General features: G+C 61.0%; 23 protein-coding genes. 9 read left to right on the top strand and 14 right to left on the bottom strand.

The genetic code is table 11. The features are described 5' to 3' along the window. Window positions 1-40: 40 nt before the first annotated feature. The 5 genes from atuD (at window position 41) to B3M58_RS10840 (ending at window position 7,329) form a co-directional block, all read left to right on the top strand. A complete protein-coding gene (gene atuD, locus B3M58_RS10820) occupies window positions 41-1,198 on the top strand; it encodes a citronellyl-CoA dehydrogenase (protein WP_296219047.1) in 1,158 nt (385 codons plus the stop codon). A gap of 181 nt (window positions 1,199-1,379) precedes the next feature. Continuing rightward, on the top strand, window positions 1,380-2,180 hold the full coding sequence (locus tag B3M58_RS10825) for an enoyl-CoA hydratase/isomerase family protein (protein ID WP_296219049.1): 801 nt from the start codon (window positions 1,380-1,382) through the stop codon (window positions 2,178-2,180). A 114-nt stretch (window positions 2,181-2,294) separates the two neighbouring features. Further along, window positions 2,295-4,283: an acetyl/propionyl/methylcrotonyl-CoA carboxylase subunit alpha gene (locus tag B3M58_RS10830; RefSeq protein ID WP_296219050.1), complete on the top strand. Its 1,989-nt coding sequence runs from the start codon at window positions 2,295-2,297 to the stop codon at window positions 4,281-4,283. Between the two features lie 106 nt (window positions 4,284-4,389). After that, the gene (locus tag B3M58_RS10835; protein ID WP_296219052.1) at window positions 4,390-5,238 is read left to right on the top strand and encodes an SDR family oxidoreductase; all 849 of its coding nucleotides are present in this window, start codon (window positions 4,390-4,392) and stop codon (window positions 5,236-5,238) included. 264 nt (window positions 5,239-5,502) lie between these two features. Further along, on the top strand, window positions 5,503-7,329 hold the full coding sequence (locus B3M58_RS10840) for a long-chain-acyl-CoA synthetase (RefSeq protein ID WP_296219053.1): 1,827 nt from the start codon (window positions 5,503-5,505) through the stop codon (window positions 7,327-7,329). Between the two features lie 16 nt (window positions 7,330-7,345). On the opposite strand, the gene B3M58_RS10845 is transcribed toward B3M58_RS10840, so the two are convergent. From B3M58_RS10845 to B3M58_RS10880, 8 genes are all read right to left on the bottom strand, one after another. Further along, window positions 7,346-7,834: a hypothetical protein gene (locus B3M58_RS10845; RefSeq protein ID WP_296219055.1), complete on the bottom strand. Its 489-nt coding sequence runs from the start codon at window positions 7,832-7,834 to the stop codon at window positions 7,346-7,348. A gap of 69 nt (window positions 7,835-7,903) precedes the next feature. Continuing rightward, window positions 7,904-8,545: a hypothetical protein gene (locus B3M58_RS10850; protein WP_296219056.1), complete on the bottom strand. Its 642-nt coding sequence runs from the start codon at window positions 8,543-8,545 to the stop codon at window positions 7,904-7,906. Then, entirely contained in the window at window positions 8,542-9,138 is a 597-nt protein-coding gene (locus tag B3M58_RS10855; RefSeq protein WP_296219058.1) for an RNA polymerase sigma factor, read from the bottom strand. The genes B3M58_RS10850 and B3M58_RS10855 overlap by 4 nt, the downstream gene beginning before the upstream one ends. A 2-nt stretch (window positions 9,139-9,140) precedes the next feature. Beyond that, window positions 9,141-10,859, bottom strand: a complete 1,719-nt coding sequence (locus tag B3M58_RS10860; RefSeq protein WP_296219060.1) for a vWA domain-containing protein — start codon at window positions 10,857-10,859, stop codon at window positions 9,141-9,143. 235 nt (window positions 10,860-11,094) lie between these two features. Beyond that, a complete protein-coding gene (locus tag B3M58_RS10865; RefSeq protein ID WP_296219061.1) occupies window positions 11,095-12,534 on the bottom strand; it encodes a PLP-dependent aminotransferase family protein in 1,440 nt (479 codons plus the stop codon). A gap of 350 nt (window positions 12,535-12,884) precedes the next feature. Then, the gene (locus B3M58_RS10870) at window positions 12,885-13,697 is read right to left on the bottom strand and encodes an OmpA family protein (RefSeq protein ID WP_296219062.1); all 813 of its coding nucleotides are present in this window, start codon (window positions 13,695-13,697) and stop codon (window positions 12,885-12,887) included. Continuing rightward, window positions 13,694-14,047: a DUF4398 domain-containing protein gene (locus B3M58_RS10875; protein ID WP_296219063.1), complete on the bottom strand. Its 354-nt coding sequence runs from the start codon at window positions 14,045-14,047 to the stop codon at window positions 13,694-13,696. Before B3M58_RS10875 ends, B3M58_RS10870 begins: the two co-directional genes overlap by 4 nt. 9 nt (window positions 14,048-14,056) lie before the next feature. After that, window positions 14,057-14,887, bottom strand: coding sequence for a substrate-binding periplasmic protein (locus B3M58_RS10880; protein WP_296219064.1), 831 nt, complete (start codon window positions 14,885-14,887; stop codon window positions 14,057-14,059). Window positions 14,888-15,002: 115 nt separating this feature from the next. Between B3M58_RS10880 and B3M58_RS10885 the strand changes: the two genes are divergently transcribed. Beyond that, window positions 15,003-15,935 (top strand): alpha/beta fold hydrolase, encoded by a 933-nt coding sequence (locus B3M58_RS10885; RefSeq protein ID WP_296219065.1) that lies wholly within the window; start codon window positions 15,003-15,005, stop codon window positions 15,933-15,935. 285 nt (window positions 15,936-16,220) lie between these two features. On the opposite strand, the gene B3M58_RS10890 is transcribed toward B3M58_RS10885, so the two are convergent. Together B3M58_RS10890 and B3M58_RS10895 are read right to left on the bottom strand one after the other, a co-directional pair. Then, complete coding sequence (locus tag B3M58_RS10890) at window positions 16,221-17,165, bottom strand: electron transfer flavoprotein subunit alpha/FixB family protein (protein WP_296219066.1); 945 nt, start codon at window positions 17,163-17,165, stop codon at window positions 16,221-16,223. Continuing rightward, window positions 17,166-17,915: an electron transfer flavoprotein subunit beta/FixA family protein gene (locus B3M58_RS10895; protein WP_296219068.1), complete on the bottom strand. Its 750-nt coding sequence runs from the start codon at window positions 17,913-17,915 to the stop codon at window positions 17,166-17,168. 318 nt (window positions 17,916-18,233) lie between these two features. Between B3M58_RS10895 and B3M58_RS10900 the strand changes: the two genes are divergently transcribed. After that, a complete protein-coding gene (locus tag B3M58_RS10900) occupies window positions 18,234-19,898 on the top strand; it encodes an electron transfer flavoprotein-ubiquinone oxidoreductase (RefSeq protein ID WP_296219069.1) in 1,665 nt (554 codons plus the stop codon). 168 nt (window positions 19,899-20,066) lie between these two features. Here B3M58_RS10900 and B3M58_RS10905 read toward each other — a convergent pair whose 3' ends face one another. The 4 genes from B3M58_RS10905 to B3M58_RS22610 form a co-directional block, all read right to left on the bottom strand. Continuing rightward, window positions 20,067-20,633: a DUF1285 domain-containing protein gene (locus B3M58_RS10905; RefSeq protein WP_296219070.1), complete on the bottom strand. Its 567-nt coding sequence runs from the start codon at window positions 20,631-20,633 to the stop codon at window positions 20,067-20,069. Between the two features lie 10 nt (window positions 20,634-20,643). Continuing rightward, complete coding sequence (locus tag B3M58_RS10910; protein ID WP_296219071.1) at window positions 20,644-21,246, bottom strand: DUF4823 domain-containing protein; 603 nt, start codon at window positions 21,244-21,246, stop codon at window positions 20,644-20,646. A gap of 66 nt (window positions 21,247-21,312) precedes the next feature. Further along, window positions 21,313-22,086, bottom strand: a complete 774-nt coding sequence (locus B3M58_RS10915; protein WP_414704075.1) for a radical SAM protein — start codon at window positions 22,084-22,086, stop codon at window positions 21,313-21,315. A 168-nt stretch (window positions 22,087-22,254) separates the two neighbouring features. Next, the gene (locus tag B3M58_RS22610) at window positions 22,255-22,713 is read right to left on the bottom strand and encodes a helix-turn-helix domain-containing protein (RefSeq protein WP_414704076.1); all 459 of its coding nucleotides are present in this window, start codon (window positions 22,711-22,713) and stop codon (window positions 22,255-22,257) included. Between the two features lie 316 nt (window positions 22,714-23,029). Here B3M58_RS22610 and B3M58_RS10920 point away from each other — a divergent pair, with 316 nt between their 5' ends. Both B3M58_RS10920 and B3M58_RS10925 read left to right on the top strand, forming a co-directional pair. After that, window positions 23,030-23,371: a hypothetical protein gene (locus B3M58_RS10920; protein WP_296219072.1), complete on the top strand. Its 342-nt coding sequence runs from the start codon at window positions 23,030-23,032 to the stop codon at window positions 23,369-23,371. A 5-nt stretch (window positions 23,372-23,376) separates the two neighbouring features. Continuing rightward, window positions 23,377-23,775 (top strand): DUF6957 family protein, encoded by a 399-nt coding sequence (locus B3M58_RS10925; protein WP_296219074.1) that lies wholly within the window; start codon window positions 23,377-23,379, stop codon window positions 23,773-23,775. The last annotated feature ends 62 nt before the right edge of the window (window positions 23,776-23,837 follow it).

The raw sequence follows: 23,837 nt of genomic DNA on the forward strand, positions 1-23,837 counted from the left end.
ACCTCACCCCATTTATTGAGATCGCTAGGAGAACAACAAAATGATCTTTACCCAAGAACACGAAGAGCTGCGCCGCACGGTCCGTAACTTTGTCGACCGGGAAATCAACCCGCACGTCGAGCAGTGGGAAAAGGACGGCCGCTTCCCGATCCACGAAATCTTCAAGAAAGCCGGCGACCTCGGTCTGCTGGGCATCTCCAAGCCGGAAAAATTCGGCGGCATGGGCCTGGACTACAGCTACTCGATCGTCGCGGCTGAAGAGTTCGGCACCATCATCTGCGGCGGCATCCCGATGTCCATCGGCGTGCAGACCGACATGTGCACCCCGGCTCTGGCGCGCTTCGGCTCCGATGAGCTGCGCGAAGAATTCCTCAAACCAGCGATTGCCGGCGAGATGGTCGGCTGTATCGGCGTCTCCGAAGTCGGTGCTGGCTCCGATGTGGCTGGGCTGAAAACCACCGCCAAGAAAGACGGCAGTGACTATGTGATCAACGGCAGCAAGATGTGGATCACCAACTCCCCGTCCGCTGACTTTATCTGCCTGCTGGCCAATACCAGCGACGACAAGCCGCACGTCAACAAGTCGCTGATCATGGTGCCGATGAACACCCCAGGCATTTCGGTCAGCCCGCACCTGGACAAACTCGGCATGCGCAGCTCGGAGACTGCCCAGGTGTTCTTTGACAACGTGCGCGTGCCGCAGCGCTACCGCATCGGCCATGAAGGCGCTGGTTTTATGATGCAGATGCTGCAGTTCCAGGAAGAGCGTCTGTTCGGCGCGGCCAATATGATCAAGGGCCTGGAGCACTGCATCAACGCCACCATCGACTACTGCAAGGAGCGCAAGACCTTCGGCAATGCGCTGATCGACAACCAGGTCATCCACTTCCGCATGGCCGAGCTGCAAACCGAAGTCGAGTGCCTGCGCGCCCTGGTCTATCAGGCCACCGAGCAGTACGTACGTGGCCGCGACGTAACCAACCTGGCCTCGATGGCCAAGCTCAAGGCCGGCCGCCTCGGCCGTGAAGTCACCGACAGCTGCCTGCAGTACTGGGGCGGCATGGGCTACATGTGGGAAAACCCGGTGGCCCGCGCCTACCGCGACGTGCGCCTGGTGAGCATCGGCGGCGGTGCCGACGAAATCATGCTGGGGATTATCTGCAAGCTGATGGGCATTCTGCCTGGCAAGAAAAAATAGCCTGGAGCTATTTTTAACGTCGCGTAGCGACGGCCCGAAGGGTGGCCGCCAGGGATGGCAGGCCATAAAGAAGGGCTGAACCGTAGGGTGGATCACGCTGTACCGATCCACCTTCGTGGTGGACGTGAAAAGCGACGTCCACCCTACGCGCTTCCCTTGCGAATACATCAAGGAGCCTGCCATGGCTGACCTACCGAACTGCGAAACCCTGCTGCTAAGCCTCGATGCCGGCGTGCTGCATATCACCCTTAACCGCCCGGACAGCCGCAACGCCATGAGCCTGGCCATGGTCAGCGAATTGCGCGCGGTGCTGGAAAGCCTGCGCCATGACCTAAGCGTGCGCGCCATTGTGCTGCGTGGTGCCGGTGGGCACTTCTGCGCCGGTGGCGATATCAAGGATATGGCTGGCGCGCGTGCAGCTGGTGGCGACGCCTACCGCAGCCTTAACCGCGCCTTCGGCAGCCTGCTGGAAGAAGCGCAGAACGCGCCACAGGTGCTGATTGCCGTGCTGGAAGGCGCAGTGCTCGGCGGCGGTTTCGGCCTGGCCTGCGTCTCGGATATTGCCATCTGCCAGCAGGACGCCAAGTTCGGTCTGCCGGAAACCACCTTGGGCATTCTACCGGCGCAGATTGCACCATTTGTGGTAAGGCGCATCGGCCTGACCCAGACCCGTCGCCTGGCTCTTACCGCTGCCCGCTTCAATGGCAGCGAGGCCGAACGCCTGGGCCTGGTGCATTTCAGCGAAACCGATAGCGAAGCAGTCAACGTCCGTCTGCACCAGGTACTTAGCCAGGTACGCCAGTGCGCGCCCCAGGCCAACGCCCAGACCAAGGCCCTGCTGTTGGCCGCAGAAAGCGAAACCCTCGGGCCACTGCTGGACCGCGCCGCCGAGCAGTTTGCTGCGGCGGTAACCGGTGCCGAAGGCGTCGAGGGCACCATGGCCTTTATGCAGAAACGCACGCCGAAGTGGGCCACAGAATAAGCGTAGGGCGGACATGCCGAAGGCTTGTCCGCCAGGATCGCCAGTGGTGGACAAGGCTACGCCATGTCCACCCTACAAGCGCACACCCCGATTACGACCAGCAGGAGCACACAGATGCCCGCCTTTAACAAAATCCTGATCGCCAACCGCGGGGAAATCGCCTGCCGGGTGATGCGCACCGCCCAGGACCTCGGTTACCGCACCGTGGCCGTCTACTCGGAGGCCGACGCCGGCGCACGCCATGTGCAGGAAGCAGATGAAGCGGTGTGCATCGGCCCGGCCCAGGTCAATCAGTCGTATTTGCTGATCGACAACATCATCCAGGCGGCGCAGAAAACCGGGGCCGATGCGATCCACCCCGGCTATGGTTTCCTCTCGGAAAATGCTGACTTCGCCCGCGCCTGCGAAGCCGCTGGCATCGTGTTTATCGGCCCGACTGTGGAAGCCATCCACTTGATGGGCAGCAAGCGCCTGTCGAAAATCGCCATGCTCGAAGCCGGCGTGCCGTGCATTCCCGGCTATGAAGGTGCCGCCCAGGACGACGAAACCCTGAACCGCGAAGCCCAGCGCATCGGCTACCCGCTGATGATCAAGGCCAGCGCCGGGGGCGGCGGCCGGGGCATGCGCCTGGTACATGAATCCAGTGAGCTGCTGGCGCAAATCCGCACCGCCCGCTCCGAGGCACAGAACGCCTTCGGTTCCGGCGAGCTGATTCTCGAACGCGCAGTAATCCAGCCACGCCATGTGGAAATCCAGGTGTTCGGCGACCAGCACGGCAGCATCGTCTACCTCGGCGAGCGCGACTGCTCGGTGCAGCGCCGCCACCAGAAAGTGGTCGAGGAAGCGCCCTGTCCGGTGATGACGGCCGAGCTGCGCCAGGCCATGGGCACGGCGGCAGTGAAAGCGGCCGCATCGGTCAACTACGTCGGTGCCGGCACCGTGGAGTTTCTGCTGGATCAGAGCGGTGAATTCTTCTTTCTGGAGATGAACACCCGCCTGCAGGTCGAACACCCGGTCACCGAACTGATCACCGGCCAGGATCTGGTGGCCTGGCAGATCCGTGTGGCCGAGGGCCAGCCGCTGCCGCTGAAACAGGATGAGGTCCGCCTGACCGGCCACGCCATGGAAGTACGCCTGTACGCCGAAGACGCCACGCAGAATTTCCTCCCGCAAACCGGCACCGCCTTGCGCTGGGAGCCGGCACTGCGCGAAGGCATTCGCATCGACCACGGCCTGGTCGAAGGCCAGGCGATCACGCCGTTCTACGATCCGATGCTGGCCAAGGTCATCGCCTATGGCGCGACCCGCGAGGAAGCGCGGCGCAAGCTGGTGCGCGCGGTTGAGGATTGCGTGTTGCTCGGCGTCAACGGCAACCAGCGCTTTCTCGCCAACCTGCTCAGCCACCCAGAGTTTGCCGCCGGCAATGCCACCACCGCGTTTATCGCCGAGCATTTCGCCAGCGACCCAAGCCTGAGCCCACAACCGCCCAAAGCCAGCGAATTGGCCGCAGCAGCAGCCCTGCTGTTCCAGCAATCGGCCAATGCCCGTGCGCACCAGGGCGGCCTAGCCGGTTGGCGCAACGCCGGCAGCGCGCCTTGGCGCTTTCTGCTCAAGCAGGGCGAACAGCCATTTGCCGTGGAGCTGGAAGTGCTGGGCGACGGCCCACAACCCAGCCTGCTGGCGACGATTGGCGAGCAGCAAGTCAGCCTCAAACTGCTGGCCAGCGATGGTCGCTGGGCCACCCTGGAGTTGGACGGTATTCGCCAGCGCCTGGCCTACCACCTGGCCGGCGACAACCTCTGGCTATACGGCCATAACGGCAACCTGCAACTGACCGACATCACCCACCTGCCGGTCAACAGCGCCGCCAGTGCAGGCTCGGGCAGCGTCAAGGCACCGATGGACGGCGCGATTGTCGAGGTGCTGGTCGAGGAAGGCAGCCAGGTCAGCAAGGGCCAACTGCTGGTGGTACTGGAAGCGATGAAGATGGAACACCCACTCAAGGCCAGCATCGACGGTGTGGTACGCCGCATTGGCATCAGCCGCGGCGATCAGGTGAAAAACCGCCAGCTATTGGTGGAAATCGAAGCCGCAGAGGCTTAGCCACATACTGTGGGAGGGGCTTTAGCCGCGACGGATTCGCAGCTTGTCGCGGCTAAAGCCCCTCCCACTACTCCACAAAAAACCATAACAATTCGGGAGCACGCATATGTCACTGCAAGGCAAAACCCTGTTTATCACCGGTGCCAGCCGCGGCATCGGCCGCGAAATCGCTCTGCGCGCCGCGCGCGATGGCGCCAATATCGTGATCGCAGCGAAAAGCGCCGAGCCCCATGCCAAGCTGCCCGGCACCATCCACTCGGTGGCCGCCGAAGTTGAAGCAGTCGGCGGCAAGGCTCTGGCCCTGCAAGTCGATGTACGTGACGAGAACGCGGTGAAAAACGCCATGATCCAGGCGGCCGAACACTTCGGCGGCATTGATGCGCTGATCAACAACGCCGGCGCAATCAAGCTGGTGGGCGTAGAAAAACTCGAACCCAAGCGCTTCGACCTGATGTTCCAGATCAACACCCGCGCGGTGATGGTCTGCAGCCAGGCCGCCCTGCCGTATTTGAAAGAAAGCGGCTCCGCCGCGGGTAAACAGAGCGCGGGCGGGCATATCCTCAACCTCTCGCCACCGCTGAATATGGACAGCAAGTGGTTTGCCCAGCACGGCCCCTACACCGTGACCAAGTACGGCATGAGCATGCTCACAATGGGCATGAGCGAGGAGTTCAAGAAGTACGGCATCAGCGTCAACTCGCTGTGGCCGAAAACCATGATCGCCACCGCCGCCATCGAGTTCGAACTGGGCAGCCGCGACGCCTTCAAGCGCGCCCGCAGCCCAGCCATCATGGCCGACGCCGCCCACGCCATTCTCAACAGCAGCGGCCGCAGCATCACCGGGCGCTTGCTGATCGACGAGGAAATTCTGCGTGAACAGGGTGTCAGCGAGTTCGAGCACTACCGCTTCGACCCACAAGGCGGCGCGCTGATCCCGGATCTCTTCGTCGATTGAAACCACTCCGACCGCGTCTCTAAGCACCCGCTTGTGACCCACATGGATGTGAGGAATACACGTCCCGTAGGAGCGGGGGGAACGCCTAGCGAAGCTTTTGCTTGGAGAGCTTTCGCGGGCGTGGCCCGCTCCTACACAAACAGGCTCACCAGTAGCCATTTGCCGATCTGCCTGCCGCCATGTGCACCAGGGCCATAGCGGACCGCTCAAGGCCTACCTAGAGTTGGGCTTCGCCCCCGCATAACCACCCTAAGCGCGAGAGCCATGAGCCAAGCCGACCTGATTTCCCCACTGCGTTTCCTTGCCCGCCTGCCTCAGCACCTGCCACGCGTGCCACGCATGTTGCGCGGCCTGTATTACGCCGGTATCCGTAATCGCGAGAAGAACTTGTCGCTGGCCTGGGCGCTGGAGCGCACCGCGCAACAGCACCCTGAACGCCCGGCGCTGCTGGATGAGTCGCGCAGCCTCAGTTATGCGCAGTTCAACGCCTGGGCCAATCGCCTGGCCTGGGCGTTCAAGGCCGAAGGCGTGCGCCATGGCAGCGTGGTGGCGGTGATGCTGGAAAATCGCCTGGAGCTGCTGGCGATCCTAGCCGCACTAAGCAAGCTCGGTGCGGTCGGTGCGCTGGTCAACACCACTCAGCGCGGCAAGGTGCTGGCGCACAGCCTGAATCTGGTCAAGCCGGGTTTTATGCTGATCGGCGAGGAATTGCTGACGGCCTTCACTGAAGTCGCCGAACAGCTCGATAACCCACAGACACCGCGTTACTGGGTGGCCGACCAGGACTGCCTGGAGGACGCCGGCCAGGCACCGGACGGCTGGACCAATCTGATGCAACTGGCGCGCAGCCAGGCCTGCGACAACCCGCCAGACAGCGCCAAGGTGCAGCTGAAAGACCCGTGCTTCCTAATCTACACCTCCGGCACCACCGGCCTGCCCAAGGCTTCGATCATGAGCCACGGCAAGTGGATCAAGGCTTACGGCGGCTTCGGCCATTCCGGCCTGACCCTGGGCACTCAGGACGTGCTCTACCTGACTCTACCCTGCTACCACAACAATGCCGTGACCGTGTGCTGGAGCGCGGCCATCGCTGGCGGCGCGGCCATCGCCCTGCGCCGCAAGTTCTCCGCCAGTGCCTTCTGGCCGGATGTGCAGCGCTATCAGGCCACCTGCTTCGGCTATATCGGCGAGCTGTGCCGCTACCTGCTCAATCAGCCCGAATGCGCCGCAGAGCAGAACAACAGCCTGCGCTGCATGATCGGCAACGGCCTGCGCCCGTCGATCTGGGCCGAGTTCAAGGCGCGTTTCGGGGTTGAGCAGATCACCGAGTTCTACGCCTCCAGCGAAGGCAATATCGGCTTTACCAACGTCTTCAACTTCGACAACACCGTGGGCTTCTCCCCCGCCACCTACGCCATCGTGCGCTACGACCTGGAAAACGACTGCGCCATCCGCACTGCCAAGGGCTTTCTGCAGAAGGCCGACAAGGGCGAGCCGGGTTTGCTGATCAGCGAGATCAGCGCCAAATGGCCGTTCGACGGCTACACCGACCCGGCCAAGAGCGAGGCGGCGATCCTGCGCAACGTGTTCAAGAAGGGTGATGCCTGGTTCAACAGCGGCGACCTGATGCGCGATATCGGCTGCAAGCACGCGCAGTTCGTCGACCGCCTCGGCGACACCTTCCGCTGGAAAGGCGAGAACGTCTCCACCACCGAGGTGGAAAACGTCCTCGGCGCCGTCCCCGGCGTCGAGGATGCGGTGGTGTATGGCGTGGAAATCCCTGGTACCAACGGCCGCTGCGGCATGGCCGCACTGCGTTTGCGCGAGGGTGAGAGGCTGGATGGCAAAGCGCTGGCGGCGCATCTGGACAGCGAACTGCCGGTGTATGCCGCGCCGCTGTTTATCCGCCTGCTCGACGAGGTGGAAACCACCGGCACCTTCAAATACAAGAAAAGTGACCTCAAGCAGATGGCCTACAACCCGCAAGTGGTCAGTGAACCCCTCTGGGTCAGGCTACCCGGCACGGATACGTTTCAGCCGCTGGACACGCTGCTGTTCGCGGCGATTCACGCGCAGCAATACCGTTTTTGAGCGGCTGGGGGCAATCTCAGCGCTTGAACTCGAACTGCAACTCGGCGCCTTCCACCGAATCCCAGTAGTCCTTGTCGGCCTCATTGGTGAGCAGACGGCCGCTGAGCTGGAACGGGTTGGCCACCGGTTTCCTCTCCTCGAACAGCGGCGGCAGCAGCGGCGCCAGCGCCACTTCGCCGCCGTGGTCCTCGGCATTCAGCTGCTCGGCCAGCTCAGGCGGCAGCGACAGATCCAGCTTGGTCTTCGCTTGTTCGACAGGCGGTTTGGCCACCACGGCTGGCGCCGTCGGTTCGGCATGCTTCACGGTCGGCGTGGCATGCGGTTTTACCGGCACGGTCTCGGCCTTCGGCTCAGTCGCCGGCTCGACATTGTCGCTAAGCGGTTTTTCCTCGACCGCTGCCGGCGGCGTAGCGGCGGGGGCGACCTTGGCTGGCGTCGGCTTGGTGTCGCACGCGCTGAACAAGGGAATGAGCAAGGCCAGGGCTAGGTAACGCAGTGCAGTCATGATCGGTCTGGGCAGGTGTGGCAGAAGCCGCCATGCTGGCGCGCCGCAACGCGCCTGACAAGCCCGTTGTCACTTATCGGCCTGCTCCAGTTGTTGCAAGCGTTTATCGATGTCCTGCTGCGGATAACGCTGCCGCAGCCTGTCGAGCAAGGTATCGGCTTCGGCCTGCTGGCCGCGGGCGCGCAACGCCAGCACCTCGTGTAACTCGTCCAACCAGGGCGCGGCCGTGACTTTGCTGCGCGCCAGCGGTGCACTGCTGGACGCGCGCGCCTGCTCCTCTGTCGCCACCGAATCGGCCAGAGCCGCCGCGGACTCGGCCAGAGCCGCCGCGGACTCGGCCAAGGCCTTGCGTTCCAGCGGCGCGGGGGCTGCTGGCGCCGGTGCGGCATAGCGCTGGATGGCCGGTGCAGCGGGCAGTGGGTGGTCGTAGGCAGGCGGCGCCTGCTCCAGAGTATTCAGGCTCAAGCCCAGCCCCAGGCCCAGCAGCGCGACGCTGCCCAGCGCCACCGACCAGCGCATGCGCGGCGCAGCGCCGAATAGCCAGGCGTGCAGGCGGGCCAGGGCGCTTGCTGGCGGCGTGGCCACCTGTGCGGCGGCAGCGGCCAGAATACGCGCATCCAGCGCCGCTGAAGGCTCGTCGTGATGGTGCGCACGGTAATGCTGGAGCAGTTGCTGCTCGGCGGTCGAGGGCGTGGCGTGTGGGTCTTTCATGCGGACACCTCTTCGGCGGCGGGATCAGCCAGCAGCCGACGTAACTTCTGCAACGCATAGCGCAGGCGGCTCTTCACCGTTTCCGCCGGGGTATGGGTCAACTCGGCGATCTCGTGCAGCTCCAGATCGCCATGGGCGCGCAGCAGGAACACTTCGCGCTGTTCGGCGGGCAAGTCGTCCAGTGCCGCCTGCAAACGCTGGCGGTCGCGGCTCAGGTTGAGCTGTTGCTCGGGGCCTGCCTCGCTGCTGGGCTGGTCGTGCAGCTGCGCATCGTACTCGTCCTGCAAGCCCTGCTGCTTGCCGTGCTTGCGCCAATGGTCGATCAGCCGGTTACGCGCAATCTGGTACAGCCAGGTCTTGAACAGCACCGCCTCGCGTTGCAGCGACTCGCTACGGATCAGGCTCAGCCAGGTTTCCTGGAACACCTCTTCGGCCAGCACCGGGTCGCCACACAGGCCACAGAGAAAACGGAACAGGCCGAGGCGATGGCGCTGATACAGCTGCGCGAAAGCCTCGCCATCGCCCTGGCGATAGCGGCGCAGCAACTGCGCGTCGTCATCGCCGGGAATACTCGCAACCGGATTGGCAGTCACACTCAATCGACCTTGGCAGTGTCGGGAACAGGCTGCTGAGTGTGCAGGCTCTGTGCTAATTCGACCAGCTGTACGAACTCGCCACGCAGGCCGAAACGGTCCTCGCCCTTGCCACTGCGGGCCAGCTCGGCGCTCGCCGCCAGGTCGAAGGCGCCAGTGTACTGGCCGCCCTTGAGCTGCTGGGCAAAGGCCGCCACCGCCGTGGCAAAGCGCAGGTCCTCGCTGGCGTCGGCCATGGCGGCCACCTGGCGCGGCGCCTCGATGGGGATTTCCAGCAACCGGCTGTGTGCGTGCTGCGGCGTCTTGTAGCGGATACGCAGCAAGGCCAGCTCGCCCGAGCGCGCGGCGGGTTCGGCCTTGGCCTGGTAGCGCAAGGGCTCCAACCAGCCCTGGCCGCCTGCGGGGACGATTTCATACAACGCAGTGACGCTCTGCCCGGCGCCGATTTCACCGGCATCGACTTTATCGTTACTGAAGTCCTCGCGTCGCAGCAGGCGGTTCTCGTAACCCAACAAACGGTATTCGGCGACCTGGGCGGGATTGAACTCAACCTGCACTTTCACATCCTTGACCACCACTGCCAGGGTCGAGCCGAGCTGGTCGACCAACACCTTGCGCGCTTCACGCAGGTTGTCGATATAGGCGTAGTTGCCATCGCCGGCATCGGCCAGTTGCTCCATCAGCTGCTCGTTGTAGTTGTCCGTGCCGAAACCCAGGGTAGTCAGAGAAATGCCGCTCTTGCGCTTGTCGGCGGCCAGCGCCTTGAGCGTGTCGAAATCGCTGATGCCGACATTGAAGTCACCATCGGTAGCCAGCAGGATGCGGTTGATACCGCCATCGATGAATCCTTGCTGCGCCTGGCGGTATGCCAATTGGATGCCCGACTCGCCGGCGGTCGAACCGCCGGCGCGCAGGTGCTCGATGGCCGCGCGAATCCTGGCTTTGTGCGAGCCGGCAGTGGATTCGAGCACCACACTCGACTCACCGGCATACACCACCAGGGCAACCTTGTCCTCGGCGCGCAACTGCTCGACCAGCAACTTCAGGGTGCTCTGCACCAGCGGCAGGCCTTCGCGGCGGTCCATCGAGCCGGAGACATCCACTAAAAACACCAGGTTAGCTGGCGGCAGTGATGCCACGCTACGCTCCCCACTCTTGATGGCGATGCGCAGCAGGCGGCTATTGGGGTTCCATGGCGTTTGCGCCAGCTCGGTGGCGACGCCGAATGGGCTATCCCCGCTCGGCTGCGGGTAGGCATAGGGGAAGTAGTTGACCAGTTCTTCGAGGCGCACGGCGTCGCTGGGCGGTAGCTGGCCCTGATTGAGGAAGCGCCGCACGTTGGCGTAGCTACCGGTGTCGACATCGAGGCTGAAGGTCGACATCGGCGTTGCGGCGACGGCATGCACCGGATTGGCGGCGAGCTGCTGATACTGCTCGCGGTACGCCTCACGGTAAGCCGGCGAAACGCTGTCCGCCAGGGGCGCCGCCGGCAGTGCCGCGGCGGGCCATGACGAAACGCCGTAGCGCGCCATCTCGGCTTTTTGCACAAGCGGCTGCTCGCGCGACTCGCGAGCCAGCAAGAGCGCTTCGCGCACCGGTTCAGGGGCCTGAACCCGCGGTGGTTCGGGCTGAGTCGCGTTACAGGCCGTCAACGCCAGCAGCAGACTGCCGGCGAAACCGTGCAGCAACGGCTGCGGGGATAAGGCGATAACCTTGAACATGGCACGTCTCCTCGGGGCGAAAATCTCTTCGCTTGAGTAGACGCAGTGCCTGTTCGATTCGGGTTAACGGTAGCCAGGATCTTGCTGGAGCATCGCGACCGGCAACGGGCGCCTAACCTGCGCGGCCCGATCCACTCCAGGCGAGGCCGTTCAGCCGCAAGTTGCTCGGTGTCGCAGCACTGGCAAGCCGTTTTTAACGCCGTATCGGCAACGTCGGTAGTTTTTCAACGGCCTGCTAGAACGTGCCGGTGGTTTCTTGACACAGCTGATTGGCCAGCATCCCCAAGGTCATCAACGCCCGCTCGGCTTCACGGTTCCACGGGATGCCGCAATTCAGCCGCACGCAGTGGTTGAACTGCTCGGTATTGCTGAAGATCAGCCCCGGCGCGATGCTGATGCCCTGCTGCAACGCGCGCACGTGCAGGTCTTTGGTATTGACCCGGGCCGGCAGGCTGACCCAAAGGATGAAACCGCCATTGGGCCGGGTAATCTGCGTACCCTCGGGGAAATACTGCTGCACCGCCAACTGGAAGGCGCTGAGGTTCTTGCGGTACTCCTGGCGGATATAGCGCAGGTGGCGGTCGTAGCCGCCGTTCTCCAGGTACGCGGCCACCGCCATCTGCGTCACGCTGCACGCCGAATGGGTGCTGAACGTCTGTAAGCGCTGGATTTCATCCTGATACTTGCCGGCAATCATCCAGCCGATGCGCACACCGGGTGACAGGGTTTTCGAGAAGCTTGAGCAGTACACCACCCGCCCCTCGCGGTCGTGGGCCTTGAGTGCCTTGGTCGGCCCCTGCTCGAACATCAACTCGCCGTAGATATCGTCCTCGATGATCTGGATATCGAAGTTGTCCGCCAGGCGCAGCAAGTGTTTCTGGCGCTCTTCGGGGATAGTGCCGCCCAACGGGTTGCTCAGGCGCGCCGTCAACACCAGCGCCTTGATCGGCCATTGGCTGGCCGCCAGTTGCAAGGCCTCGATACTGATGCCGGTAGTCGGGTCGCTGGGGATTTCGATGACCTTCAGGCCCAGCAAGTCAGCCAGTTGCAACAGGCCATAGTAAGTCGGCGACTCGGCAGCGATCAGGTCGCCCGGCTTGGTCAGCACCCGCAACGACATCTGCAGCGCATCGACACAGCCGTGAGTAATCACCACCTCGGAAGGGTCGACCACCACCCCGGCATCGCGCATGCGAATCGCCACCTGGCGCCGCAGCGGCTCGAACCCCGGGCTGAACATGTAACTGAACGCCCGCGCACTGTGGAAGCGGGTGACCTTGGCCAGTTGCTGGTGCAAGGCACGTACCGGCAGATAGTCGACATGCGGTACCGCCGCGCCGAGGGGAAACACCCCTTCGCGGCGCGACTCGGTGAGCACCTGATTGATGATGCTGCTGCGCGTCACCAGGCCTGGTCGTTCAACCCGGGCGATGTCCGGGGTTGGCGCAGTCAAGGCGGGAGTCTGGTGCACGTAAAAACCGGATTGCGGTCGCGCGCGGATCAACCCGAGGTCTTCCAGGTTGGCGTACGCCTGCAACACCGTGGCGTGGCTGACACTGAGCTGCGAACTCATCTTGCGCACCGATGGCACGCGCTCTCCCGGCTGGTAAACGCCACGACGAATATCTTCCGCCAATTGCTGGGCGATACGCTGGTAGAGCAACAGACTGGTCATGGCCGCCTTCTCCGAATCACTGGACCGTAACAGTAATCGAGCCATTTCGATCTGTACCGGCACAGCTTTATTGATTGTGGCCAATACAGTTGACTTGCGCCATGAACTGTAACGGTTTAATCAAAAACCATAGCGGACTGTTCAGAAGAAGCATCAGACGAGAGCCAGGCATTGCCTTAACTGTTGATGCAGAGCGCGGCCGCGTGCAGCGAAAGATCTGCAGTTTTCGAAGATTTTCGCGGATTTATCTGCAAAAGCCTGGCGGCACATGCAATACGCAATTGCGCCCTAACACATAAAAAACCCCGACCGTGTTAACGGCCGGGGTTTATCGGGGCCTAACTGGGGGCTTAGCGACTAGCGCCCAAACGGCCCTGCTCGTCGGAGAAGACAATCTCGACGCGACGATTTTGCGCGCGGCCTCTGGCCGATGCATTCTCGGCAACGGGGAAGCTTTCACCATGCCCTTCCACCTGCACGCGCTTGGCGTCGATGCCCAGATCGACCAGCACATCGGCCACGATCTGCGCCCGCGCGCGGGACAGTTCAAGGTTCTCCTGCTTATCACCACGGCTGTCGGTGTAGCCCTCGATGCGCACCACGCGACGCGGATTGAGACGGAGGAATTGCACCAACTTCAACACGGTACGGTTGGCCGAGGCCTTCAGTTCCGCGCGTCCGGCATCGAACAGCACATCGCCCAGGGTCATCACCAACCCACGCTCGGTTTCCGTGGTGGCCAAACTGACCATCTGCTCTTCCAGCCAATTGCTCTGCTCCTGCACGCTGAGCAGCTTGGCTTCGCGCAGTGCCAACTGTAGGCGTTGGCGCTCCAGTTCGAGCTTGGCCGCACGCTCCTGATTGAGACTCAGAGCGCTGTGCTGGCCGGCAATCTCGCTGTAACGCTGGCTGAGATAGGCGTAATGGCTGACGTCGTCCGCGCTCCCCCAATAGCTCGACAGACGGTCGGCACGCGCCAGGGACTCACCGGCGCGGATCACGTCTTTCGGTGCGCTGCGCAGCACATCGGGGTTTTCCTTGACGGACTGAAAACCAGTGCGCGCCGCCTCCAGCGCTTCGCCGCTGCGCTGCTGCGAGCCGGCACAACCGCTTAACAGCAACACCACTAGCGCGCCGCCAATCACCTGAGCAGGAGTATTCATTGCAAATCCCTCAACTGCAGGCGCAGACGATTGATCCGATTATTCAGCTCCGTCAGTTGATCCTGGCTTTTTTGCGTAAGCACTCGCGCCTCTGCCAGACGCGCATCCAGCTCGGCCTGCTCGGCAAGCATGCGTGCCTCCTTGAACGACTCCTCGGCCATGGCGGCTTGAGCCTGGAGCAATTTCTCCTCAGCCAGCTTCAGCTCAGCCACATGCTCATCGGCACCAACGGCCTTGGCTTGTGCCAGGGCTTGCTCGGTCAGGCGCAATTGCTCGGTCGGCGCCGGATCACTGGCGCAACCAGCCAATGCCAGCAGCGCCAATGCGACGCATAAAAATCGATTAGTCACGAAAAATTCCTACGGATTCTGGACACTTGCGGGTTGCAACTGCTGTTCCTTCCAACGCAACAAATTGCGCTGCAACAGCGTTTCCGGCAGGCCGGCAACGGACAATTCTGTCATTTTTTTCGCCAGCTGTCCGCGCAACCAAGGATCGTTGCAGGCAGAGTTGTGCGACAGGGTCAGGTACAGCCCCTCACTGGAAATCGGCGGTTCCAGCACTTGCAGATCGTCTTCCATCCCCAGGGTTTCAGCCAGGGCCAACCCCGGGTAGCGCTCGTAGAGCACATAATCGGTGCGCCCGAGCAGTAACTTCTGGAACGCCTGGGTCAAGCTGGAGACGCCCTCCAGAGTCAGATTGACCTGGGCATAGGCATCAAATTGCTGACCAAAGCTATTGCCCACCAAGGTGTCACCCGTGTGCCCTTGCAGGTCTTGCCAACCGCTGTAGGGAAACGTTTCGCCCTGGCGTACCCAGACCACGCTGGGCGTCGAGAAAAAGGCCGGATGCACGTAGTCCATGCTTTCCAGACGCGGCAGAGTCAGAAACGCACCGGCGATCAGGTCGACGCGGCCGGTGCGCACCTCATCTTGGGCGCGCGACCACGGACCGGTGTAGATCACGTCAATCACCACCCCCAACTCGTCGGCCAGGTGCTTGAGCAAATCGGCATTGGCGCCGATCAACTGCTGCGGATTTTGCGGGTCGCGCCAGAGGTATGGCGGATACTCGGGGTTGCCGGTCGCCACCAGGCGCTCGCACTTACCCTTGGCAGCGGCGGCCAGACCAGGTAACACGAGCAAACCAACCAGCAACAGCAAAGACTTTAATAGACCACGCTCAAACATTAGCGACTTCCCGGCTCAACCTTTGATGGGCATCCATGGCGCATACACGACGGGAGATGCATTCTTCATGCTAGCGTACTACCAGCTCAATAATAATTCGCGATAAGGACGCGCCATGAAAAAACTGATACTGGGCCTGATGCTGCTACTTGCAGGCATCGCCGGCACACTCTATTTCAGCCCCGCCGCACTGGTCACCAGCATGCGTCTGGTCGAGCGGCAGTTGGCCGAACTCGACAGCAAACAACTCACCGTGGGCGATCTTAGCATTCATTACTACGAGGGCGGCCCGAGCAGCGGCGAAACCTTGTTGATGGTCCATGGTTTTGGCGCCAACAAGGACAACTGGCTGCGCTTCGCCCGGCATTTCACCGCACGCTACCACGTCATCGCCCTCGACCTGCCTGGCTTTGGCGACAGCAGCAAGCCACAGGCCAGCTACGACGTCGGCACCCAGACCGAGCGCCTCGCGGCCTTCACCGCAGCGCTGAAGATCAAACGCCTGCACCTGATCGGCAACTCCATGGGTGGCCATATCACCGCCCTGTATGCCGCGCGCTACCCGCAGCAGGTGGCGTCCCTGGCGCTGTTCGACAATGGCGGCATCGACGCCCCGCGCAAGAGCGAATTTATCACCCGACTGGAGCGCGGCGACGCCAATCCACTGGTGGTAAAAGCCCCTGAAGACTTCGAACGCCTGCTGGAGTTTGTCTTCGTCGAACCGCCACCCCTACCGCGCGGGGTCAAGCATTACCTGGCGGAGCAAGCCATCGCCAACAGCGCCCACTACCAGCAGGTGTTCGAGCACTTGGTCGAGCGCTACATCCCCCTGGAGCCCGAACTGCCGAAAATCCAGGCACCGACCCTGCTGCTCTGGGGCGAGCACGACCGGGTCTTGGACGTGTCCAGCATCGAGGTCATGCAAGCGCTGCTCAAGCAGCCAAGCGTGGTCATCATGCAGGACTGCGGCCACGCCCCGATGATCGAACGCCCCCAGGAAACCGCTGCCCATTATCAGGCGTTTCTCAATGCCAGCGTGCGTGAGTGACGGCACCGTAGGGTGGCAAAAAAGGCTTTGTCTCGATTATGCGCTGCCTGAGTAGTCAGGCTTTTGCGGGGATGGTCTTGACCGCAAGCGGTTCAGGCAACGCGCTCAAGACATCACAAAGCCCCTGCACCCAACCAGCGCATGGCGCCTGTGTGCGGATCGACTGCCGCTTTTTCGCGATTAAAACCGCTTGAGGCGCTGGAGCGCAGCAACCGTTAACGAGTACAGCGCTAACAAAAAACCCGCTCAATGAGCGGGTTTTTGTGTAGCGCGGAAATCGCTGGCTTACACCAGTTTTTCCAACTCCGGAATGGCTTCGAACAGGTCAGCCACCAGGCCGTAGTCAGCCACCTGGAAGATCGGTGCCTCTTCGTCCTTGTTGATCGCAACGATCACCTTGGAGTCTTTCATGCCGGCCAGGTGCTGGATCGCGCCGGAGATACCAACGGCGATGTACAGCTGCGGCGCGACGATCTTGCCGGTCTGGCCGACCTGCATGTCGTTCGGCACGAAACCGGCGTCAACCGCGGCGCGCGAGGCACCCACGGCAGCGCCGAGCTTGTCGGCCAGGGCGTACAGGTGCTTGAAGTTGTCGCCGTTCTGCATGCCACGGCCGCCGGAAACGACGATCTTGGCAGCGGTCAGTTCCGGACGATCGGACTTGGCCAGCTCTTCGCCAACGAACGCCGATTTGCCGGCGTCAGCGCCAGTCGACACCGCTTCAACGGCAGCACTACCACCTTCGGCAGCCACCGGATCGAAACCGGTGGAACGCACGGTGATGACTTTCACGGCAGCCGAAGACTGCACGGTAGCGATGGCGTTACCGGCATAGATCGGACGCTTGAAGGTGTCGGCGCTTTCGACGGCGATGATCTCGGAGATCTGATCAACGTCCAGCTGGGCGGCAACGCGCGGCAGGATGTTCTTACCGTTGCTGGTGGCAGCCGCCAGGATGTGGCTGTAGGCAGCCGGCGAGGCACCTTGCGCCAGCTCGGCAACCAGCGGCGCAACGTTTTCCGGGAGCTGGTGAGCGAAAGCGGCGTTGTCAGCCACCAGCACCTTGGCCACGCCAGCGATCTTGGCGGCGGCTTCGGCGGCGGCGCCGCACGCGGCACCGGCAACCAGCACGTGGATGTCGCCACCGATCTTTGCAGCAGCAGCCACGGTGTTCAGCGTGGCTGGCGCCAGGGCGGCATTGGTGTGTTCAGCGATAACCAGGATAGTCATTTAGATTACCTTCGCCTCGTTCTTCAGTTTCTCGACCAGTTCAGCCACGGACTTGACCTTGATACCCGCGCTGCGAGCAGCCGGCGCTTCAACTTTCAGGGTCTTCACGGTGGAGGTGGTGGAAACGCCCAGGGCGTCCGGCGTGACCACTTCCAGCGGCTTTTTCTTGGCCTTCATGATGTTCGGCAGCGACGCGTAGCGCGGCTCGTTCAGGCGCAGGTCGGTGGTGACGATCGCCGGCAGGTTCAACGCAACGGTCTGCAGACCGCCGTCGACTTCACGGGTCACGTTGACCTTGTCGCCAGCCACTTCAACCTTGGAGGCGAAGGTGCCTTGGGCGTAGCCACTCAGCGCGGCGAGCATCTGGCCGGTCTGGTTGTTGTCGCTGTCGATCGCCTGTTTGCCCAGGATCACCAGCTGCGGCTGCTCTTTGTCGACCACAGCCTTGAGCAGCTTGGCCACGGCCAGCGAGTTCAGCTCATCGGCCGACTCAACCAGGATGGCACGGTCGGCACCGAGGGCCAGCGCGGTACGCAGCTGCTCTTGAGCAGTGGCCGGGCCGATGGTGACGACGACGATTTCGCTCGCCACGCCTTTCTCTTTCAGGCGTACCGCTTCTTCCACGGCGATTTCGCAGAAGGGGTTCATCGACATCTTGACGTTGGCAAGATCAACGCCGCTGTTGTCCGCCTTGACGCGAACCTTGACGTTGTAGTCGACCACTCGTTTGACAGCTACAAGAACCTTCATGGATTCCTCGTTACTCTCCGGTGAATAGGAATGTCGCCAAAGCGAACATGGCGGGTGATGCAAATCGGCCGGAACCGACTTTCAGCCCAGACGGCGAGCGCAAAACCGCCCGTATCTTGACCGCACGACCTAGCCTGGTCAATACAGCGAACCAGCCAGTCATCCGCGATGTAGTAGGATTCTAGCAGGCCTACAGAAAATTCAAACAAACGTTTGTATTGGCCCGCTGGGAGGGTGCAGATATAATGCGCCAGCATCGCCCAGGGAACGAGCCTGATCGTCAAATAAAATTAGAGAGCCTTGAGTAGGAGATAGCCTGTGGAACGCGAATTTATGGAGTTCGACGTCGTCATCGTCGGCGCCGGCCCTGCCGGTTTGTCCGCCGCCTGCCGACTGAAGCAGAAAGCCGCCGAAGCGGGTAAAGAAATCAGCGTCTGCGTGGTCGAGAAAGGCTCCGAAGTCGGTGCGCACATCCTCTCCGGCGCCGTATTCGAGCCGCGCGCACTGAACGAACTGTTCCCGGACTGGAAAGAACTCGGCGCACCGCTGAATACTCCGGTCAAGCGCGATGACATCTACCTGCTCAAAAATGCCGAAAAAGCCAGCAAGATCCCTGACCTGTTTGTGCCGAAAACCATGCACAACCAGGGTAACTACATCATCTCTCTGGGCAACCTGTGCCGCTGGCTGGCGCAGCAGGCGGAAAATCTCGGCGTAGAAATCTACCCAGGCTTCGCCGCTCAAGAAGCCCTGGTCAACGAAAAAGGCGCAGTCTACGGCATCCTCACCGGCGACCTCGGCGTCGACCGCGAAGGCCATCCAAAAGAGGGTTACTACACCCCAGGCATGGAACTGCGCGCCAAATACACCCTGTTCGCCGAAGGCTGCCGTGGCCATATCGGCAAGCAACTGATCAAGCAATTCAACCTCGACTCCGAGGCGGATGCCCAGCACTACGGCATCGGCATCAAGGAAATCTGGGACATCGATCCGGCCAAGCACGAACAAGGTCTGGTGGTACACACCGCCGGCTGGCCGCTGTCGCTGGTCGACAGCGAAAACACCGGCGGTTCGTTCCTCTATCACCTGGAAAACAACCAGGTAGTGGTCGGTCTGATTGTCGACCTGTCGTACAGCAACCCGCACCTGTCGCCGTTCGACGAATTCCAGCGCTACAAACACCACCCGGTGATTGCCCAGTACCTGGAAGGCGGCAAGCGCGTCGCCTATGGCGCCCGCGCCATCGCCAAGGGCGGCCTCAACTCGCTGCCGAAGATGGTGTTCAACGGTGGCGCACTGATCGGTTGCGACCTCGGCACCCTGAACTTCGCCAAGATCAAGGGCAGCCACACCGCCATGAAGTCCGGCATGCTCGCCGCTGACGCGGTGGCCGATGCGCTGTTCGCTGGTAGCGAAGGCGGCGACCAACTGACTGGTTATGTCGACGCCTTCAAGGCCAGCTGGCTGTACGACGAACTGTTCCGCAGCCGTAACTTCGGCCCAGCGATCCACAAGTTTGGCGTTCTGGGAGGCGGCGCGTTCAACTATGTCGACCAGAACATCTTCGGCGGCAAGATCCCCTTCACCCTGCACGACACCAAACCGGATTACGCCTGCTTGAAGCCGGCGGCCGACGCGCAGAAGATCAGCTACCCGAAACCGGACGGCAAACTCAGCTTCGACAAGCTCAGCTCGGTATTCCTCTCCAACACCAACCATGAAGAGGAACAACCCTGTCACCTGAAGCTCACCGACCCGAGCATTCCGTTGAGCAAGAACCTGCCGCTGTACGACGAACCGGCGCAGCGCTACTGCCCGGCCGGCGTTTACGAAATCGTCACCCAGGAAGACGGCGAGCAGAAGTTCCAGATCAACGCGCAGAACTGCGTGCACTGCAAGACCTGCGATATCAAGGACCCGGCGCAGAACATCACGTGGGTGGCCCCGGAAGGCACCGGCGGGCCGAACTACCCCAACATGTAAAAACACAAAAGGCTCCTTCGGGAGCCTTTTTCTTTGGCGATATCGTTATTGCGGTGAACTCGGTGGGTTACGCGGCGCTCGATTATCGAGGCACGCCTCACGGCATCATGCACCGCTAACCCACCCGAGATAACCGCTGTAGCGCCTACTCGGACAGAGGCAAAGACCTCAATCCGGCAGCGGTCCGATCGGAAAGAACTGCCCGCTGCTCCACACACCCAGCCAGGTCTTGCCGTCGACTTCACGCGGCACTGCCAACTCAACCAACTGGTAGAACACATTGCGATGGATCAGCGCTTCCAGGTTGCTGCGCACATGCACGTAAGGCGCAGGCTCCTGGGTCTGCGCATCCAGCTCGACCCGTAGCGGGTGCTCAGCGCCGGCAACGGCCTCTTCTTCGACATTGGTGGTGAAGCGCAGTACCTGCGCCTCGCCCTCCCCCTCGACCTGCACGCTGACCGCCACGAACGGCGCATCATCGACGGTGATGCCAACCTTCTCCACCGGCGTCACCAGGACGTAATCGTCGCCGTCGCGGCGAATGATGGTGGAGAACAGCTTGACCATCGGCTTGCGACCAATCGGCGTGCCCATGTAGTACCAGGTGCCATCACGAGCGATACGCATGTCGATATGCCCACAGAAATCCGGGTTCCACAGGTGCACAGGCGGCAGCCCTTTCTCGCTCTTGGGGATCTGTGCCAACAGATCGCTGGCCTTGCCTGGGTCGCTCATCTCGAATTCCTTACTGGCTGAGCCCGAGCAGGCTGCGGGCGTAGTCCTGCAGCGGCGGGCCGAGCAAATCTTCCGGTTTGGCATCGTAGAACGTCAGAAAGCCGCCACGGCTGCGAATGCGCGCGGTGTCGACCAGATAGTGGGTATTAGTCTCGATCAGCATCAACTGCAGCACGCTGCGGTCGGTGCCGAGGCGATCCAGCGCTTCCTGATCCTCCCACTCCTCCACCGTGCCGATACGATCATCGGCGTAGGCAAAACGGCTGTACAGCAGGTAATGCGCACCAGCGGCCCGCGCCTCGCTCATCGCCTCTTCCAGCCCTGCCGGCGCGCGTGCGCGGCGCACCATCGGGAAATACTCGACAAAGCCCTTGAAGGCCTCTTCCGCGACCACATTAGGCCGCGGGTAGGCATCGCCCGGCGGTACGAAATGGCCCTGGGCGATATAGATAAACGAGTCCTGCTGTACACGGCGCGAGGCCATGCGTTCGGTACGCCCGTGGTCGAGCACGCCCGCATCGCGCAAATGATACCCAGCGCCATCGGCCAGGTCGCTGACCTTCATGCAGCCACTCAGGGCCAGCAGCACCAGCACGACAATCAGACTACGCATCGCATTTCTCCCACGGCCGGTGACGGAAAACCGGCGAACAGCGCAGCGATGCAGAATCCACGCCAGTCACAGACCGCGCTGCCATTCCTGACGCAGCCCAGCCTGCTGCGGGCGCTCGATGGCCTCACGCACCTGGGCTAACAGGTGCGTTTTGTCAGCGCCCAGGCTGCCCTTGAGCACCAGATAATTGGAGGCGTGATCGCTGCGAAAAACTGTGTCGCGCAGTTGCAGACCTAGCAGCAAACGCTCGACCTCGACAAACAGCTGCTGCTGATTGAGCGGCTGAAAATCGGCAAAGCCTTGGCGAAAACGCACTTCGCCTTGGGGAAAGCTGACCACCAGGGTCGAGAGAAACTCCGGCTGCGCCGCATTCATCAAGCGCGCCGAGTTGTCCGCGTGCTGCTCACTCAAGACCGTGCCACCCAGGCCGTTGAGGATCATCACCGAACGGCTGATCCCCGCCTGCCCAAGCTTGTCCAGGGCGCTCAGACTGGACTCGAAGGTCTCACCCTTATTGACCCGCGCCAACACTTCGTCGTCACCCGACTCGCAGCCGACGTAGGCCATTTTCAGCCCGGCATCGGCCAGCTCCCTGAGCTCCTCGACCGATTTCTTGCGCAGGTTGCGCGGCAGGCAGTAGCTGGACACCCGCTCGACGTCGGGCAGGTGCTGGCGGATCGCCTCAAGGATGCTCAAGAGACGGCGCGTCGGCAGCACCAGGGCATCGCCATCGGCGAGAAATACCCGCTGGACGATCAGCCGCTCACCGGCACGGCGAATCTCCTCCAGCACCTGCATTTCATCGCGGGCACGGAATTTCTTCTGCTCCTGGGTATACATTTCGGTCTTAGTTAACCCTAAACAACCCAAAAACAGTGCGTGAGTGAGTGAAGGATACTGATAAATATGATTTTTTTATTGGACTATTTATAGGAAATAAAGAATCGACAACTCCCAAAAGTATCCACTGTCAGCGGTGCAGGTACGCGAAAGCCGAGTAACTAGCCCTCATTCCCCTTTAGACCAATACCGCTGCACAGTCCGAAGACCAGCCCCGAGCTCCCGAGCGATCTCTTCCTTAGTAAGCCCTTGCCGCTGCAAGCGCTTTACTGCATCACGAGTAGTATCCGCTTTTCGCCCCCGAACCCCACGAAGCGCGTCATCTTGAGCGACCGGCTCAAAACGCCCAGCACTCAGCAGTGCCCCAATCCTCTTATTACTCACCGCGATCTGCTGTTCAATGCTCAGTCCAGATTGGCGCGCTTCAACAACCAAAAGCACATCGCAGAGTCCTACTCCCAGCGCCTCACAGAGGGCAGCAAGCGTATCTATCCGCAGGAGGGCCTGGCCATTCTCAACTTTACTTAGGTTTGAAATGTGGAGGATCTCACCGCACTCAGTACGTGTTAGACCTGCCTGTAACCTCGCATCCCGGAGCACCTGCCCCAAAACCTCTTCGAACCTCATTTTTCTTGCGCTCAAAATTAAGCATCAGAACAGCTTTGACGCGCCACATCGTTAGCGAATACACTAATGATGTGGCGCTAAGCATTACCTAATAATTGTCAATACATGCCAATTAAATAATTGGGGCGATGCACTGCCAGTTGATTTCCCCGCCCAAAATCGCTCCCAAGAAATCCAGCCACCTCTCTGCTGGGTAGCTAACAAGTGAAGTCGAGGCACAAACGGTATGAGCTCTCAACAAAAAACGGTAGACGTTCTATCTACTTCGTCCTTACCCGAAAAATGGAGCTTGACCAAGCGCGGAGATCAACTCTGGATGAGCCTGACCATTGCACGCACTGTCGACAAATCGATTGCCGGCATAATCGAGACCAATGATATTCAGCAAGTCAAAGGCGCACTCTCTTCTTCCCACGAGAATGTTTTCATTAAGTCAATGCAAGTGGTAGTGCCAAGCGAATTAGGAATAACCGTTGCAGAGGTTATAGATATTATCGAAGCAAGCTCAGAAGGAAGCGTGGTGTTTCATCACCTGCGAACTATTTTCGGAGTGATACAGATTGACAGCAAAGTTGGTCTTGCGCCTGATCAGTTAGCAAATTGCAAATACAGCTCTCTCTATGAATCATCATCTTCATTAAACAGGAATGCAGGATAATAACCATGAACGAAATTAGTGAGACCCTTGATATTCTTTACGGCGATGGCATCCCAATGCATGGAGCGAAGGTTGATCAGGATGAAGCTGTAAGAATTGTTCAAGACCGATATCCTTACGCTGGATACTGCATCGTATCAGGCTGGGAATGGATTGATCTTGATGTCACTCCTAAGCAATTAGAGGAATTAACCAAAACACAACGGCAACCAGTCATTATTTACGCAAAAGATGTTATTTATGACAGTCGTCGTCGATGGGATGTCGGTGACTTCGTGCGCACCAGCCCCCTTTGCAAATTCGAGGACGGATTTATCTTCAAAACGTTTAATACGATTTATATATTACTGGGCGACGGTATAAAAAAGCGAGCATCTCTTGAAGCAATCGGGCGTATTTTCTGATACTTCTGACTGAGCTATCACGCAGTTGGATGCACTATATTGTTGGCGCTGATGGAAAATTG

The organism is Pseudomonas sp. UBA2684 (assembly GCA_002354655.1).
Lineage (GTDB): Bacteria > Pseudomonadota > Gammaproteobacteria > Pseudomonadales > Pseudomonadaceae > Aquipseudomonas.

Bases quoted from the DNA above. Each gene is read 5' to 3' on its own strand.
- atuD (WP_296219047.1), top strand. From the start codon at position 41: ATGATCTTTACCCAAGAACACGAAGAGCTGCGCCGCACGGTCCGTAAC.
- B3M58_RS10825 (WP_296219049.1), top strand. From the start codon at position 1,380: ATGGCTGACCTACCGAACTGCGAAACCCTGCTGCTAAGCCTCGATGCC.
- B3M58_RS10830 (WP_296219050.1), top strand. From the start codon at position 2,295: ATGCCCGCCTTTAACAAAATCCTGATCGCCAACCGCGGGGAAATCGCC.
- B3M58_RS10835 (WP_296219052.1), top strand. From the start codon at position 4,390: ATGTCACTGCAAGGCAAAACCCTGTTTATCACCGGTGCCAGCCGCGGC.
- B3M58_RS10840 (WP_296219053.1), top strand. From the start codon at position 5,503: ATGAGCCAAGCCGACCTGATTTCCCCACTGCGTTTCCTTGCCCGCCTG.
- B3M58_RS10845 (WP_296219055.1), bottom strand. From the start codon at position 7,834: ATGACTGCACTGCGTTACCTAGCCCTGGCCTTGCTCATTCCCTTGTTC.
- B3M58_RS10850 (WP_296219056.1), bottom strand. From the start codon at position 8,545: ATGAAAGACCCACACGCCACGCCCTCGACCGCCGAGCAGCAACTGCTC.
- B3M58_RS10860 (WP_296219060.1), bottom strand. From the start codon at position 10,859: ATGTTCAAGGTTATCGCCTTATCCCCGCAGCCGTTGCTGCACGGTTTC.
- B3M58_RS10865 (WP_296219061.1), bottom strand. From the start codon at position 12,534: ATGACCAGTCTGTTGCTCTACCAGCGTATCGCCCAGCAATTGGCGGAA.
- B3M58_RS10870 (WP_296219062.1), bottom strand. From the start codon at position 13,697: ATGAATACTCCTGCTCAGGTGATTGGCGGCGCGCTAGTGGTGTTGCTG.
- B3M58_RS10880 (WP_296219064.1), bottom strand. From the start codon at position 14,887: ATGTTTGAGCGTGGTCTATTAAAGTCTTTGCTGTTGCTGGTTGGTTTG.
- B3M58_RS10885 (WP_296219065.1), top strand. From the start codon at position 15,003: ATGAAAAAACTGATACTGGGCCTGATGCTGCTACTTGCAGGCATCGCC.
- B3M58_RS10890 (WP_296219066.1), bottom strand. From the start codon at position 17,165: ATGACTATCCTGGTTATCGCTGAACACACCAATGCCGCCCTGGCGCCA.
- B3M58_RS10895 (WP_296219068.1), bottom strand. From the start codon at position 17,915: ATGAAGGTTCTTGTAGCTGTCAAACGAGTGGTCGACTACAACGTCAAG.
- B3M58_RS10905 (WP_296219070.1), bottom strand. From the start codon at position 20,633: ATGAGCGACCCAGGCAAGGCCAGCGATCTGTTGGCACAGATCCCCAAG.
- B3M58_RS10910 (WP_296219071.1), bottom strand. From the start codon at position 21,246: ATGCGTAGTCTGATTGTCGTGCTGGTGCTGCTGGCCCTGAGTGGCTGC.
- B3M58_RS10915 (WP_414704075.1), bottom strand. From the start codon at position 22,086: ATGTATACCCAGGAGCAGAAGAAATTCCGTGCCCGCGATGAAATGCAG.
- B3M58_RS22610 (WP_414704076.1), bottom strand. From the start codon at position 22,713: ATGAGGTTCGAAGAGGTTTTGGGGCAGGTGCTCCGGGATGCGAGGTTA.
- B3M58_RS10920 (WP_296219072.1), top strand. From the start codon at position 23,030: ATGAGCCTGACCATTGCACGCACTGTCGACAAATCGATTGCCGGCATA.
- B3M58_RS10925 (WP_296219074.1), top strand. From the start codon at position 23,377: ATGAACGAAATTAGTGAGACCCTTGATATTCTTTACGGCGATGGCATC.